At 68.8% G+C, this 14,908-nt stretch carries 11 protein-coding genes and 1 pseudogene; 7 read left to right on the plus strand and 5 right to left on the minus strand.

Annotated features, from left to right (window positions below; all coding sequences use genetic code 11):
* The first annotated feature begins 3 nt into the window (after positions 1–3).
* The 5 genes from NBRGI_RS47995 to NBRGI_RS05375 all read left to right on the plus strand — a co-directional run bounded on the left by NBRGI_RS47995 (position 4) and on the right by NBRGI_RS05375 (position 6,174).
* On the plus strand, positions 4–168 hold the full coding sequence (locus NBRGI_RS47995) for a hypothetical protein (protein ID WP_158439781.1): 165 nt from the start codon (positions 4–6) through the stop codon (positions 166–168).
* A gap of 11 nt (positions 169–179) precedes the next feature.
* Positions 180–359, plus strand: a complete 180-nt coding sequence (locus NBRGI_RS05360; protein WP_029893127.1) for an FDLD family class I lanthipeptide — start codon at positions 180–182, stop codon at positions 357–359.
* Between the two features lie 101 nt (positions 360–460).
* Positions 461–1,774, plus strand: a complete 1,314-nt coding sequence (locus NBRGI_RS44965; protein ID WP_051727515.1) for a lanthionine synthetase C family protein — start codon at positions 461–463, stop codon at positions 1,772–1,774.
* Between the two features lie 14 nt (positions 1,775–1,788).
* Positions 1,789–3,048: a lanthionine synthetase C family protein gene (locus NBRGI_RS05370; RefSeq protein ID WP_081877933.1), complete on the plus strand. Its 1,260-nt coding sequence runs from the start codon at positions 1,789–1,791 to the stop codon at positions 3,046–3,048.
* 9 nt (positions 3,049–3,057) lie between these two features.
* A complete protein-coding gene (locus tag NBRGI_RS05375) occupies positions 3,058–6,174 on the plus strand; it encodes a lantibiotic dehydratase (RefSeq protein WP_029893130.1) in 3,117 nt (1,038 codons plus the stop codon).
* On the opposite strand, the gene NBRGI_RS05380 is transcribed toward NBRGI_RS05375, so the two are convergent.
* From NBRGI_RS05380 to NBRGI_RS05395, 4 genes and pseudogenes are all read right to left on the minus strand, one after another.
* The gene (locus NBRGI_RS05380; RefSeq protein WP_051727517.1) at positions 6,167–6,853 is read right to left on the minus strand and encodes a response regulator transcription factor; all 687 of its coding nucleotides are present in this window, start codon (positions 6,851–6,853) and stop codon (positions 6,167–6,169) included. The two genes, NBRGI_RS05375 and NBRGI_RS05380, sit on opposite strands and share 8 nt — an antisense overlap.
* A gap of 184 nt (positions 6,854–7,037) precedes the next feature.
* Positions 7,038–10,546 (minus strand): annotated as a pseudogene (dnaE, locus tag NBRGI_RS43435) (DNA polymerase III subunit alpha).
* 140 nt (positions 10,547–10,686) lie between these two features.
* Positions 10,687–11,631, minus strand: a complete 945-nt coding sequence (locus tag NBRGI_RS05390) for a LysR family transcriptional regulator (protein WP_029893132.1) — start codon at positions 11,629–11,631, stop codon at positions 10,687–10,689.
* Between the two features lie 68 nt (positions 11,632–11,699).
* Complete coding sequence (locus NBRGI_RS05395) at positions 11,700–12,473, minus strand: enoyl-CoA hydratase (RefSeq protein WP_029893133.1); 774 nt, start codon at positions 12,471–12,473, stop codon at positions 11,700–11,702.
* A gap of 155 nt (positions 12,474–12,628) precedes the next feature.
* On the opposite strand from NBRGI_RS05395, the gene NBRGI_RS05400 reads away from it, so the two are divergent.
* On the plus strand, positions 12,629–13,375 hold the full coding sequence (locus NBRGI_RS05400; protein ID WP_029893134.1) for a glutamine amidotransferase: 747 nt from the start codon (positions 12,629–12,631) through the stop codon (positions 13,373–13,375).
* Between the two features lie 9 nt (positions 13,376–13,384).
* On the opposite strand, the gene NBRGI_RS05405 is transcribed toward NBRGI_RS05400, so the two are convergent.
* On the minus strand, positions 13,385–13,852 hold the full coding sequence (locus NBRGI_RS05405; RefSeq protein ID WP_029893135.1) for a DUF6194 family protein: 468 nt from the start codon (positions 13,850–13,852) through the stop codon (positions 13,385–13,387).
* 62 nt (positions 13,853–13,914) lie between these two features.
* On the opposite strand from NBRGI_RS05405, the gene NBRGI_RS05410 reads away from it, so the two are divergent.
* Complete coding sequence (locus tag NBRGI_RS05410) at positions 13,915–14,625, plus strand: MerR family transcriptional regulator (protein WP_036557587.1); 711 nt, start codon at positions 13,915–13,917, stop codon at positions 14,623–14,625.
* Positions 14,626–14,908 lie beyond the last annotated feature (283 nt).

Raw genomic sequence — 14,908 nt, forward strand, 5'->3', positions numbered from 1 at the left:
CAGATGAGCGCTCCGGTAGACGAATTCGATCTCGATATCCGCCTCGGCGAGGTACCGGCACCGATGCCGCACGCTTCGCCGATGGTGATGCGCACGGCGGAAGGGGCCTGTCCTTCCGACGACTGCAGTAGTTACCCGATGTGCAAGACCACCGAACGGACTTGCTGAAAGAAGGAACCATGTCCGCACCAGTTGACGATTTCGATCTCGACATCCGCATCGGCGACCCCACTCGCGTGGTCGAGCCGGGAATGGTGACGAAGACAACCGACGCCGAGTGGTGCAGCGATTCGCACTGCCCGACCTGCGGTACGACCTGTCCGACGCACCACGGCCCGCGGTGCACGGACTACTGCTGACATCGAGGAGACGAGATGTCTACGGTGCACTGCCCGACGGACCGCAGCGGGTGTTGTCCGCTGCCCGGTGTCGATTTCGAGTACTGAGAGGAACCGCCGGAATGAACGCGGACCGTGCGTCGGTGATCGTCGATGAACTCCACCCGGCCGGGCGGTCGTGGCGCAGCCTGTTGCCCGCCGACCTGGCCGCATCGGCGATCGCGATATCCGTGGAAGTCGGGAAACGGCTGCGGGATACGGCATCGACGCCGGAGTCGGGCAGCGCGGGGTGCGCCGTGTTGTTCGACCAGTTGGACCGGCTGGGGCCGGACCACGGTTGGGCGGTGCATTCGCATGCCTGCCTGACCGCTGCCGCGCGCACCGCCGAACGGGCCGAGCGCGGACGGCTCGGCCTGTTCGGCGGGTTGTGCGAGGTGGCTTTCGCCGCTGACGCGTTGTCCCGCGACGGCACCCGCTATCGACGACTGCTCGATGATCTGGACGAGGTGATCGCCCGGGCGGCGGCCGAGCTCGGCGCGACGATCGTCGCGCAACCCACCGGGCTGCCCTCGGCGGCGTTCGATGTAATCGCCGGATTGGCCGGCGCCGGAGCCTATCTGCTGCGTCGTACGGGGCGGCCGCGGGTCGATGACGCGCTGTGCGAGGTGCTGGCTGGGCTGACAGCTTTGTGCGGCACCATCGACGGTGTCCCGAACTGGCATACCCTGCCCGCCGCGATGGTACCGAACAGCCCGATGGCGCGGGCCTATCCCACCGGTGTGTTCAATTGCGGTCTGGCGCACGGTGTCCCGGGCCCGTTGGCGGTGTTGGCGCTGGCCGCGTCGGCGGGTATCGCGGTCCCCGGCCAGCGCGCGGCGATCGCACGGGTGGCGCACTGGTTGGTCGCGCAGCGCCGCGACGACGCGTGGGGACCGAACTGGCCGACCGGGGTGGCGCTGCCCGATTCGACCGGCACGGCGCCGACTGCCTACGGCCCCACGCACAACGCGTGGTGTTACGGCAGTCCGGGCGTCGCACGAGCGCTGTGGTCGGCGGGCGCGGCGCTGGCCGATCCGCAGCTCGGCGAGCTGGCGGTCGCCACCATGCGCGCGGTGTACCGCCGCACGCCGGACGCGCGACGGATCGACGGGTCGCCCGGCCTGTGCCACGGCGTCGCCGGTCTGTTGCAGATCACTGTGCGTTTCGCCGCCGACACCGGCGATCCGGCCTGTGTCGCCGCGGTGCCCGTCTTGACCGCTCAACTGCTCTCGATGTTTCAGCCCGAGCGCCGGTTCGGCTATGTCTCGATCGCCGAGAACGGCCACACCGCAGACGATCCCGGGCTGTTGGACGGGGCGGCGGGCGTCGCGCTCGCACTGCTGGCCGCCGCCACCGATCTCCCACCGACGTGGGACCGAACCCTGCTGCTGTCTTGAGCCGGGCCTCGACGATGACGTGGGGGAGCGTGCTGCCCGCTGCGACGGCGGGACAGGCGGTCGCGGTCGCGCGCGCGGTCGCGCACCGCCTCGCTGCGCCGGAGAGTTTGCCGCCGCTGCCGGATCGGCCGGGCCTGCTCCGCGACGGAGCATCCGGTGCCGCCGGATGCGCGGTGCTGTTGAGCCGATTCGACGGCGGCGAATGGGATCGCGCCGCTCACCGATGCCTCACGCTGGCCGTGCGCGAGCTGGAGCACGCCGACGTCCGGCGGCCGGGCATGTTCGACGGGCTGACCGGTTTGGCGTTCGGCGCACTGCTGATGTCCCGCGACGGCACTCGCTATCAGCGCCTGCTCGCCGAGCTGGACCGCGGCATCGTGCGTGACGCGACGAGTCGTGCGGCGGTGCTGGCGCACGCCCGGCACGGCCTGCCGTTCGAGTCGTTCGATCTCGTCTCCGGTATCACCGGCACCGGCGCATACCTGTTGCGGCGCAACGCCTGTCCCGCCGCACTGCGGGCGGCGCTGACCGGTCTGGTCGCGGTGTGCCGCTGGGAGACCGACCTGCCCAACTGGCACACTCCGGCCTGGAGCATCGCGCCGAGAACCCCCATGGCAGAGTCGTTTCCCGGAGGCGTGCTGAACTGCGGTCTCGCCCACGGCGTGCCGGGGCCGTTGGCGCTGCTGTCGCTGGCCGAGCTGTCGGGCGTTTCCGTGGCCGGACAGCGGGAAGCGATCGCGGTGGTCGGGCACTGGCTGGCCGCGCACCGCGCCGATGACGCGCACGGACCCAACTGGCCGACCGGTATCCCGCTGCCGGGTACCAGCGCGGTCGGGACGCGACCGCGCAATGCGTGGTGTTACGGCGGGCCCGGCGTCGCCCGCGCACTCTGGTTGGCGGGCAACGCGATCGACGACGGGCAGCTGCGGTCCCTCGCCGTCGAGACGATGGTCGCGGCATCGAGCCGGTTCGCCGCGACGGCTGAGACGGACCCGGCACTCGGCCTCTGTCACGGCGTCGCGGGTCTGCTCCAGATCACGCTGCGCTTCGCGCACGACACGGGCGACTCGCGATTCGGCCGTGCCGCAGTCGAACTGACCGACCGGCTGCTCGCGGGGTACGACCCGGCACACCGATTCGGCTTCCGTTGTGCCCGCGAGCTGCCCGCGGATCGGCCCGGCCTGCTCGACGGCGCCGCGGGGATCGCGCTCGCTCTGCTCGCGGCGAGCACCGGCGAAGCGCCGGACTGGGATCGAATGCTGTTGCTGGCGTGAGGAGATGAGATGGCGACGACCGGCTCGAACATGTACCGGCCACTGGACTGGCTGGTGGTCCGCACCCCGCTGCTGCCCCTCGGGGAGTACCTCGCGCTCGGTGCCGACCCGGCGGCCGACTGGCCCGCTCGCACCGCCCCCGGCACGCTGGTGCCCGTCGATCCCCGGGTCCAGCGGGCGCTCGCGGTGGGCGGCGGGGAGTTGCTGCGGGCCTTGGAACGTCCCTGCGCCGACGGTCGCGCGCGGCAGCGCCTGGCCGGGAAGCTCCAGCGGTATCTGATCCGGATGTCCAGTCGGCCCACGCCGTTCGGCATGTTCGCCGGGGTCGGTCTCGCGGGCTGGGGTCCGGCCACCGACCTCGAGCTCGCCGACGCACCGGCCGTGCTGCGGACCAGGCCGGACATGGGTTGGCTGCTCGACTTCGTGCAGACGCTGGAGCAACGCGACGAGATCCGCGCGCAGCTGCGCCTGTGCACCAACCCGGCCGCCTTCGTGCAGGCGGATCGGGTGTTTCTCAGCGAGCGCACCCCCATCGGGGAGGCCGCCGAATCGGGGCGCGCGATGTCGTTGCGCGCCACCACGCCGGTGCGCCGGGCGCTGGAGCGCGCGCGGACCCCTACGCGTTATTGCGATCTCGTGGAGGAGCTGGCCGGAGAACTCGATGCGAGTGCCGACCGAGTACGCGGTCTACTGGACCAGCTGTGCGAACAGACCCTCTTGCTCACGGACCTGCGGCCGCCGGTCACCGCGGCCGATCCGGCAGGCTATGTCGCCCGCCGCCTCGCGGAGATACCCGCGGCCGGCGCGGCCGCGACCGCCCTCGGCGAGCTGCTCGAACAACTCGGCGACTGGGATCGGCTCGACCACGATCAGGCCGCCGCCGGGTACCCGAAGCTGCTGGACCTGGCGCACTCGGTGCATGCGGTGGCGACGCCGAAAGGACCGTTCCAAACCGACATGAGCAGACCGTTCACCGGGCGACAGGTGCATGCGGCGGTCGCGGCCGAGGCTGTCCGGGCGGCCGAACTCACGATCCGGTTGAGTTCCTGGCCGACCGGAACGGCCGAGTTGGACAGTTACCGAGCGGCTTTCACCGACCGGTACGGTCCGGACCGGGAGGTGGGGCTGCTCGAACTGCTCGACCCCGAGATCGGACTGGGCGCACCGCGCAAGGCCGATAAGGGCGGGGCCGACGACGAGCGCCGGCAGGTGCGGCACCGCGCGCTGACCGATCTGGCGCTCGACGCGATCAGAGAGCGCAAGTCCGTCGTCGAACTCGATGATGCGACCATCGCGAAGCTCGAACTACAGTCGGCTGACCTGACGAAAGCGCCTGCCTCGCTCGATCTTTCGCTGTTTGTGGTCGCGGATTCGGCGACGGCGGTGGACGCGGGCGAGTTCCAGGTGGTGGTCGGTCCCAACCTCGGGGCCTCGACGGCGGGCCGGGTGCTCGGCCGCTTCGCCGACCTGATCGGACCGTCGGCCGAACAGGCGTTGCACGAGGCTGCGGCGGCGGAAGCGCAGTGCCGACCCGGGCGGTTGTGGGCCGAGGTCAGCTATCTGCCGCGACCCGGCCGGCTGGCGAACGTCACGATTCGACCGCTGGCCCGCGAGTGGGAGTTGCCCTTCGACACCACGCCCGGCGCGCGGGCGGAGCGGGTGATTCCGTTGTCCGAGTTGGTGGTCGGGCTGCGGGACGGCCGATTCGTGGTGCGCTGGCCGCGCACCGGACAGGAGGTCCTCACCTGTGCCGGGCACATGCTCAACGCGCAGGTGGCGCCCGCGGTGGTGCGGTTTCTCGACGAGATCAACCGGGACGGCAGGCCGGTGCCGATGACCTTCGATTGGGGCCCGGCGACCGGGTTCCCGTTCCTGCCGCGGGTGCAGGCCGGCCGGGTCGTGCTGGCGCCGGCGCGGTGGCGCTTGCCCGCCGCCGACCTGGCGCCGAAGTCGGCGGCCTCGTTCGCGGCCGCCTTCACCGCGTGGCGGCAGCGCTGGCAGCCGCCGCGTCAGCTGTATCTCGCGATGGCAGACCATCGTCTGCTGCTCGACCTGGACGCCCCGGATCAAGTCGAACAGATCCGGGACGAGGCCCGGCGCACGCCCGGCGGCAACCTGTACCTGGAGGAAGCGCTACCCGGTCCCGGGCACGCGTGGCTGCCCGGCCCCGATGGGCACTACCTCAGTGAGCTGGTGGTGCCGCTGGTGCGCACCGCCGTCGAACCCGAACCCGTTCGCGTGCAAGCGTGTTCGGCTCCGTCGGCCGCTTCGGCGGCGCGGTTGCGGCCGCCGGGCAGCGATTGGCTGTTCGCGAAGCTCTATCACGTGCCGACGTTCGAAGAGGATCTGCTCGCGCAGCAGATCCGGTCCTTCTGTGCGCAGGCCGTCGCGGACGGTTCGGCCGACAACTGGTTCTTCCTGCGCTATACCGACCCGGACCCACACCTGCGGATCCGCTGGCACGGCGACCCGGACCGGCTGACCGATCGGCTGGCGCCCGCGCTGTTGCGCTGGGGGGCGCGATTGGTCGCCGACGGGTTCTGTCGCAGAGTGTCGGTGGACACCTACGACCAGGAGGTGGAACGGTACGGCGGTCCGGCGGGGACCGCGGTGGCCGAGGACCTGTTCGCCGCCGACAGCGCGGCGGTGCTGGAGTTGCTCGCGCTGGTCGATCGGCGCATTGTCACGCTGGACCGCACGCTACTGGGGATGGTAACGGTGGACGACTTGGTCACCGCGTTCGGCTTGACCGAGGCCGAGCGGATCGACCTGTACCGGAACGGTGTGCTCGAGCGGCGCGCCACTGCGGACGAATACCGCAGGCAGAATTCGACATTCAGGTCACTGCTCGGCGATCGCAGTTGGCTGGCGAGTCAGAGCGGGGGTGCCGCTGTCGCGGAGATACTGGATCGTCGCCGAATTCTGCTGGAGGCGGCGGCATCCCGGCTCGAGCTGCTCGCGGCCCGAGGCGAACTCACCAGGTCGCGGCCGGAGCTGGTCCGCAGTTTCGTGCACATGCACTGCAACAGGCTGCTCGGCTGCGGGCATCCGCCGGAGCAGCGGGTGCTCGGATTGCTGTGGCGCACCAGGGAAAGCCTGCGGCACGCACCGGTCGCGCTCAGCTGAGCGCGACCCCGAAGCCGGCCTCGCGCGCCCGCAGGATCGCGTTCGCGCGATCGCACACCCCGAGCTTGAGAAAGATCGCCGAGAGATAGTTGCTCACCGTCTTGGAGGCCAGATGCAGCCGTCCCGCGATCGCCGCGTTGGACAGGCCCGCCGCGACCAGCTCCAGCACCTCGCGTTCGCGGACGGTGAGGTCGGCGAACGCGACGACCTCCACCGCGGCCGGCTGCCCGGTGATCCGCGCCAGCGCCTCGGCGCTACCCGGGCTGAACACCGCCCATCCGGCGGCCGCGCCGGCCACCGCCCGGACGATGCCCTCCGCGGTGCTCGACTTGTCGACATAACCGCGCGCGCCCGCCTTGATCGCGGCCCGCACGGCGTCGTCGTCCTCGTCCATGCCGAACACCAGCACCGCCAGTCCCGGACAGGTGCGCAGGATATCGGTGATCACCCGGTGGGTCCGCTCCTGCGACAACAGCAGGCCGAGCACCACGACGTCCGGTCGCTCCCGCAGGGCCTGCCGGGTCAGTTCGCTGACCGTCGCGGCCTCCCCGACAATGGTGAATTCGGCGACCGCGGCCAGCATCGAGCGCAGGCCCGCCCGGACCACGGCATGCTGGTCGGCCAGCACCACGGTGATCTGCGGAACCGGTGCCTCGGTTACCGAATCATCTTGCGCCACATGCCATCCGGCGCTCTGCGTCGACCGGAGCCGCCGGTGACCATTTCTCGTGTTCACGCCACCCCCGGACGGGTTCGAACGTCGGATGTCTCAACTGACTGAGAATGGCCGACGCCGCCGCTCAGGGGAAGATCCCGGACCGCTGGTCGAACCTCGTCGCGCCGATCCGCCGGCGCGACGAGGTTCAGGTCAGGACTTTGACGCCGCGGACCGCGCGTAGCTCACCGAGCAGCGCCGGGCTGACGGTGACCGGGTAGTCCTCGATCGCCAGCATGGTCCGCCGCTGCCGATAGCACAGTGCGAGGTGCACCGGCGTGCCGCCGGGATGGGCCAGCAGCACCGACTTCAACTCCCGCACGCTGTCGCGATCGGTGTTGCGGGCGTTGATCTCCAGCATCAGGGGTGCCTGTCGCCGGTGCTCGTCCAGGTGTGCCAGGTCCAGAGCGGCCAAGTGGGCGCCGAACAGCGCCAGTTTGTCCTCTCGCCAGTTCACCCTTCCCTCGACGACCACCACCGCGTCCACCATCAGCTCCGCCGCGAAGACGCTGTAGCTCTTCGGGAAGAACAGCACCTCCACGGCGGCGTCGAGGTCCTCTATCACCGCGATCGCCCAGCTCTCGCCCTTCTTGTTGACGCGTCGCTCCAGCGCCGAGATCATGCCCGCGATGGTGACGGTCCCGTCCCGCGGCGGATTGGCGAGCAGCGCCGCGATCGGCTTCGGGGCGTGCTTGCGCAACAGGTGATCGGCACCGTCGAGCGGGTGGCCCGAGACATACAGGCCCAGCATTTCGCGTTCCAGCCCGAGCAGTTCGTCGCGCGGCCATTCCGCTGCCTCGAAACTCAGATGCGCCAGGGGAGAGGATGATTCGGTCTCCGCGTCGCCGTCGCCGAACAGATCGAACTGGCCCATCGCCTGCTGGCGTTTCAATCCGGTGACGGCGTCCACCGCGTCCTCGTGGACATCGGCGAGCGCCTTGCGCGAGTGACCGAACGAATCGAACGCACCCGCCTTGATCAGCGACTCCAGCACGCGCTTGTTGCAGCAGACCAGCTCGGACTTCTCGACGAAATCCGCGAATGAGGCGTATTTCCCTTTCCGCGTGCGGGTTTCGATGATCGAGTCGACCACATTGGCGCCTACGTTGCGGACGCCGCCGAGCCCGAACCGGATGTCGGTGCCGACCGCGGCGAACCGCAGCGAGGACTCGTTGACGTCCGGCGCCAGCACCTTGATGCCGAGCTGACGGCACTCGGACAGATAGACGGCCGACTTGTCCTTGTTGTCGGCGACCGAAGTCAGCAGTGCCGCCATGTATTCGGCGGGATAGTTGGCCTTGAGGTAGGCCGTCCAATAGCCGACCAGCGCATAGCCTGCCGCGTGCGATTTGTTGAACGCGTACCCGGCGAACGGAAGCACGGTATCCCACAGTGCCTGCACCGCTTCGTCGGAGAAGCCGTTGTCCCGCATGCCCGCTCGGAAGCCCTCGAACTCCTTCTCCAGCACGTCGAGCTCTTTTTGCCCATCGCCCGGCGCAGCACGTCCGCGCGGCCCATCGAGAACCCGGCGACCCGCTGCGCGATCTGCATGATCTGCTCCTGATACACGACCAGGCCATAGGTTTCGGCCAGGATGTCGCGCAGCGGCTCGGCGAGTTCGGCATGGATCGGCACAATCTGTTGCCGGTCGTTCTTGCGGTCGGCGTAGTTGTTGTGCGTGTTCATCGCCATCGGTCCCGGCCGATACAGCGCGTTGACCGCGACGATGTCCTCGAATCCGGTGGGGATCAGCCGCCGCAGCAGATCACGCATCGCGGCGCCGTCGAGCTGGAACACGCCCAGGCTCTCGCCGCGGCCCAGCAGCGCATAGGTTTTCGCGTCGTCGGTGCCCAGTGTGTCGAGATCGACCGTCTCGCCGCGATTGGCCCGGATGTTGTCGATCGCGTCGCCGATCACGGTGAGGTTGCGCAGGCCGAGGAAGTCCATCTTGAGCAGGCCGACGGCTTCGCAGGACGGGTAGTCCCAGCCGGTGATCATCGCGCCGTCCTCGCGCCGCCACAGCGGTACCACGTGCAACAGCGGCTCCGCGGACATGATCACCGCGCAGGCGTGCACGCCCGCATTGCGGATCAGCCCCTCGAGGCCGCGCGCGGTCTCCATGATGGTGGCGACGTCGCGATCGGTGTCGAGCAGCGCGCGCACCTCCGCTGCCTCCGGGTAGCGCTCGTGCGCCGGATCGGTGATACCGGACAGCGGAATATCCTTGGCGGCGACCGGCGGCGGCAGGGCCTTGGAGATGCGGTCCGCGATCGCGAAACCGGCTTGGCCGTAGTGCACGCGCGCCGAATCCTTGATGGCCGCTTTGGTTTTGATCTTGCCGAAGGTGATCACCTGCGCCACGCGGTCGGCCCCGTACTTCTCGGTCGCGTAGCGCACCATCTCACCGCGCCGGCGATCGTCGAAGTCCATGTCGATATCGGGCATGGACATGCGCTCGGGATTCAAGAACCGTTCGAACAGCAGCCCGTGCACGATCGGATCGAGGTTGGTGATGCCCATCGCGTACGCCACCAGCGATCCGGCCGCCGACCCGCGCCCCGGGCCCACCCGAATACCCTCGGCGCGTGCGTGTTCCATCAGATCCGCGGTGATCAGGAAGTATGCGGGAAAGCCCTTCTCGACGATGATGCCGATCTCGAACTCCGCCCGGTGCCGGTACTCCTCGGTGACCCCGCCGGGTAGCCGCCGGGACAGACCGCGCATGACCTCCGCGTGGAACCACGAGTTCACATCGTGGCCGGGCGGCGGTGCGTAGACCGGCATCCGGTCCCGGTGTCGCCACACTTCGGCATAGGATTCGACCCGCTCGGCGATCGCGACGGTGTTGTCCGCCGCGCCGGGCACCTGCGCGTCCCAGCAGGCGCGCATCTCCTCGGCCGAGCGCAGGTGGTATCCGTTGCCGTCGAATTTGAACCTGGTCGGATCGTTCAGGGTCTTACCTGCTTGTACGCAGAGTAGCGCGGCGTGGGCCTCGGCCTGATCCTTGCGCACGTAGTGCGAATCATTGGTGGCCAGCGGTGGCAGGTCGAGTTTGCGGCTGATCTCCAGTAGGCCGTCACGCACCGATCGTTCGATCGGCAGGCCGTGATCCATCAACTCCACGAAAAAGCTGTCCCTGCCGAAGATGTCGCGATAGTCGGCGGCGGCCTGCATCGCTTCCGCGTGCTGTCCCAGGCGCAGGCGGGTTTGCACTTCGCCCGAGGGGCACCCGGTCGTGGCGATGATCCCGGCGGCGTGCCGGGCGATGAGCTCACGGTCCATCCGCGGTTTGCGGTAGTAGCCCTCCATGCTCGCCAGCGAGGACAACGCGAACAGATTGCGCAGGCCCTGCGCGGTGCGCGCGAGCATCGTCATGTGGGTGTACGCGCCGCCGCCCGAGACATCGCCGCCGATGCCCTCCCCGTTGGCGCCGCGCTGGCCCGAGTGTCCCCAGAACACGGGCTTCTTGTGCAACCTGCTGCCGGGTGCGACATAGGCCTCGATGCCGATGACGGGTTTGATGCCGACTTTCGTGGCGTGCTGGTAGAACTCGTCCGCGCCGAACATGTTGCCGTGGTCGGTCATGCCCACCGCGGTCATGCCGAGCCGGTCCGCCTCGTCGAACAACGGTTTGATCTTCGCCGCGCCGTCGAGCATCGAGTACTCGGTGTGCACGTGCAGGTGAACGAACGAAGACAACAGACGCCCTCCAAGGCTGCGACCCGGGTTCGGATCGCCCTATTCGAGCCGAGGGGGTGCGGGGCGTCAAACAATCGACAGGCGTTACGGAACAACCATCAGTTGTCGTCCCAGCGTCCGCCGCCGGCTTCGGCCGGCGGCAGCCACTGGGTTCGCGGATCGAAGGGCCGGAACCCGGCCGCGACGTAATCGGCGAGGTGCCGCAGCGCGGAGCGCTGGTTGTCGCGATGCCACAGCATCGAATGGGGGTAGCCGGGTGCGGGATCGACGACCGGAAGCTGCACGATCTCCGGATGCCAAGGGGCACGCAGACGTTCGCCGGTGAACACGTAACTGTCCGTGGTGCAGGCGATGTCGTCGAGCAGATGATCCAAGCCGAAATCGGGGCCGGTGGTATCGATGGTGAGGCCGAAAGCCCCGGCGAGATCGTCATAGAACCGGGCCCATTCGCTGCCCGGCACATTGCTCGGCATGCGGGCGATCGACTCTGCCAGCTCACGCAGGCGGACCTGACGGCGAGTCGCGAGCGGGTGCTTGCGGCTGACAAGGATGTGCAGCGGCTCGAAATAGGCGGGAATATGGGTGATCACAGGGTCGAGCGGGCCGATCGCGCGGGCGAACGCGACATCGATCGTGCCGTTGGCGAGGGCGGGTAATCCGCTGCGCAGCCCGCTGGAGGTGATGATGTCGATCTCGAAGTCGGGGTGGGCCGCATGGAAGGCTCTGATCAATTCCGTTGCCGCGAGGCGGGTTCCGAGCACGTCCACCCGCAGCGGACGCTCCCGTTCCCGCACCGCGGCGGTGGCCTGGTCGGCGAGCGCGAGCAGGGCCCGGGCCTGGGGCAGGAAGGCCGCGCCGACCTCGGTCAAGCCGGTGCCGGTGCGGGTGCGCCGCAGCAGTGTGGCGCCCAGGCCCGCTTCGAGTTTCGCGATGCGCTTGGAGATCGCCTGCTGGGTCAGTTTCAGTTGGTCGGCGGCGTCGCCGAAATGCTGGTGATCAGCGATCGCGAGGAAGGCGCGCACCGCACCGAGGTCCAGTTCCACCCGGCTGTCCTTTCACAACTGACAGTTGTCGACAGCGGGCACGGTACGGCATTCGGCGGCGACGGCTCTCAATACCCGCGCCAGACCGGTGTGCGTTTCTCGAGAAACGCGTGCATGCCCTCCTGCGCGTCGCAGGTCATGGCATTGGTCGCCATCACCTCGCCCATCTGCTCGTAGGCCTGGGGTTGCGGCAGGTCGATCTGGTGGTAGAAGGCTTGTTTGCCGATGCGCAGCGTGGAAGGGCTGGCCTGCGCGATCGACTCGGCGAGTTCGTGGGTGCGCGCGGCCAGGGCGTCGGCGGGGACCACCTCGTTGATCAAGCCCCAGTCCGCAGCGGTCGGCGCGTCGATCACGGCGCCGGTCAGCAGCAGTTGCATCGCCCGTTTGCGGCCGATGGCCCGGCTCACCGCGACCATCGGTGTCGAACAGAACAGGCCGATCCGAACCCCGGGGGTCCCGAACACGGCGTCAGGAGTGGCGAGGGCGAGATCGCAGGTGGCGACGAGCTGGCACCCCGCGGCGACAGCAGGTCCTTGCACGGACGCGAGCACCGGCTGCGGGATCTGCTGGATCGTCTGCATCAATTCGATACAGGCGGCGAAGAGGGCGCGTTCGTCGTCGAGCGAACGGTCCACCAGTTCGCCGAGATCGTGACCCGCGCAGAAGGCGCGGCCCGCCGCTCGGATCACCACCACGGCGATCTCGCTGCTCCCGCCGAATTCCCGCAACGCGGCAGTGAGCTCGGCCATCATGTTGGCGGACAACGGGTTCCGCTGATCGGGGCGGTTCAGCGTGAGATACCCGATCCGAGCTCGCTGCTCGGTCACAACGTAGCTGCTCATATCGGCATGTCTACCAGTCGGGTGGTCCGTCGGCGGCGCTTTCGGCGGCGGTCCCGGCATCGGAGCCCGACGTTGTGCCGGAGTCGGCGTCGCGGTTCGAACACGCCGACGACCGGGGGGCTCCCTTCCGGCCACCGGTCTTGCACAATCGGTGCATGCCCAAGCCTTTTCTGCTGCTGCAACTGCGGCCCGAGCGTGCCGCCGCGGATGACGAGTACCACGCCATCCTGCGGGCGGGCGAACTCGACGCCGGCGACGTGGTGCGCGTGCGGATGGAGGAGGGCTTGCCCGACCTCACCCTCGACGACTACGCCGCGGTCATCGTCGGCGGCGGACCCAGCAATGTCGGCAATGCCGACGCCGAAAAGTACGACTATCAACGGCGCTTCGAGCCCGCGTTGAAGAAGCTGCTCACCGAGGTTGTCAGCCGTGACTTCCCCTACCTCGGGGCCTGCTACGGACTCAGTGTGCTCGCGGATGTGCTGGGCGGCACGGTCAGCACCGAGAACTACGGCGAGACCGCGGGCGCGCAGACCATCGAACTGACCGACGAGGCCGGCGAAGACCCACTTCTGCAAGGGATTCCGCGGACCTTCCGGGCCTTCGTCGGGCACAAGGAGGCGTGCCAGGCGGTACCGCCCGAGGCGGTTCTGCTCGCCGGTTCCGCCGACTGCCCGGTCCAGATGATCCGCGTCGCCCGCAATGTCTACGCCACCCAGTTCCACCCCGAACTCGACGGCGACGGCCTCGCCCTCCGCATCGAGATATACCGCCACGCAGGCTACTTCGACCCGGACGAGGCCGACTATCTCACCCGCCTCGGCCACCAGGAAACCATCACCGCACCCAAACAGATCCTGCGCCGCTTCGTCCTGCGTTATGGCGGTGCGGCGGCGGCTTGACCGGGGAAGCTATCCGGCCGCTGTGCGTCGCTCGTAGCGCGACCGTGCGCGGTCGTAGGCGGCGCGCAGGAACCGACGGGCCGAATCGCTGGTCCGGGCAGCGGGATCGACGACGGAGAGCCAGCCCGCGGCGGCGTAGGTGGGGTGGGGGAGGAAGATGTCGGTTCGGCTGTAGTCGAGGTCGGCGGGCACCTCGCGGGGCGGGTAGCCGAGGGTTTCGGTGAAAATGTCCTTACCGGCGGAGATGTTGAGGCGGAAAGCGTCCGGGCGGTTCAGGCGAGAGTTCTGATCGTCGGGATAGTCCTTGGTGACGACCGTGGCGAACGGTTGGGTGTTGGTCGGGACGACACCGTCGGGGGAGTAGTAGAAGAACTTGTCGCCCCACGCGATCTCCGGGGTGCCGTCGCCCGGACCCGGCGCCAGGACGAGGATGCCGTCGAGGCCGGTGAGCAGGTCGATGATCTCGTCTATCGTCATAGGTTCGAGCGTCTCATTCAATTGCTTGTGTGGACCTAGGACGCAGTGACGAGGAGTTCTGCGTGAAAAACCTCAACTCGCAGGTCATGCGAACCGTAGACGTCGCCCGACGGGCGGGGTACTCGGTGCAGCAGATCCGCAATCTCGAACGCGACGGTGTGCTGCCGGCCGCCGAGCGCACCCCGACGGGGCATCGGGTCTATCGCGAAGCGCATCTGCACGCCGCGCTGGCCTATCGTGCGCTCGCCGCGGGCGCGGGGCCGGTGGCGGCCAAACAGGTTCTCCGCACTGTGCACACCGGTTCCTTCGCCGAGGCCCTGGCTCTGCTCGACGCCGCACACGCTCAGTTGCACACCGAACGCGTCGAACTCGCGCACGCCAAGGCGGCCGCCGATGCCATCGCCGCCGAACCGATTGCGGCCGTGCGCGATTCGGACTCGATGACGGTGTCCGAACTGGCCGGTGCACTGGGCGTCCGCGCATCGACGCTGCGGTATTGGGACGCAGCAGGTCTCGTCGTTCCCGACCGTGACCGAACCGCCCGCCGCTACACCCCGAGCCAGGTCCGTGACGCCCGGATCGTTCACCAGCTGCGGCGTGCGGGTTACCGAATCCCGCAGTTACGCAACGTTCTTCCGGAGCTTCGCCGGGCGCACGATGCTGCCGATGTGCACGTTGCGCTCGCTGCTCGGGATGCTGCGCTCGCCGCTCGTTCCCGCGCGCTGCTCGCTGCCGCTGCCGCCCTGCAGTCGCTCGTCGGCGTTGGGCCCTGAGTAGGGGGTTGGGGCAAGTTCGGTTGGGGTTTCTTGCGTTTGGGCTTGTTGGCTGGCTGCCGAAGGGTGACTTTCCCAGTGTGGTGTACCTGCCGCGGGAGTTACAGGGATGGTGCTGAGCGCGTCGTGTGCCGTACCCGGCTGTAGGCGCAGGTCAGGTGCGCGGGGTGGGGGTTCCGGCGTGGTCGTCTGGCTGTGGTTGCGTTTCGAGCGGCTTAGGAAAGAGAGGGGCGGTTGGGTAGCGGGCCGGTTGGTCTGTACCAAGCGACAGATAGGTTGGGGG

The organism is Nocardia brasiliensis IFM 10847, assembly GCF_000710915.1.
Classification (GTDB): Bacteria; Actinomycetota; Actinomycetes; order Mycobacteriales; family Mycobacteriaceae; genus Nocardia; species Nocardia brasiliensis_A.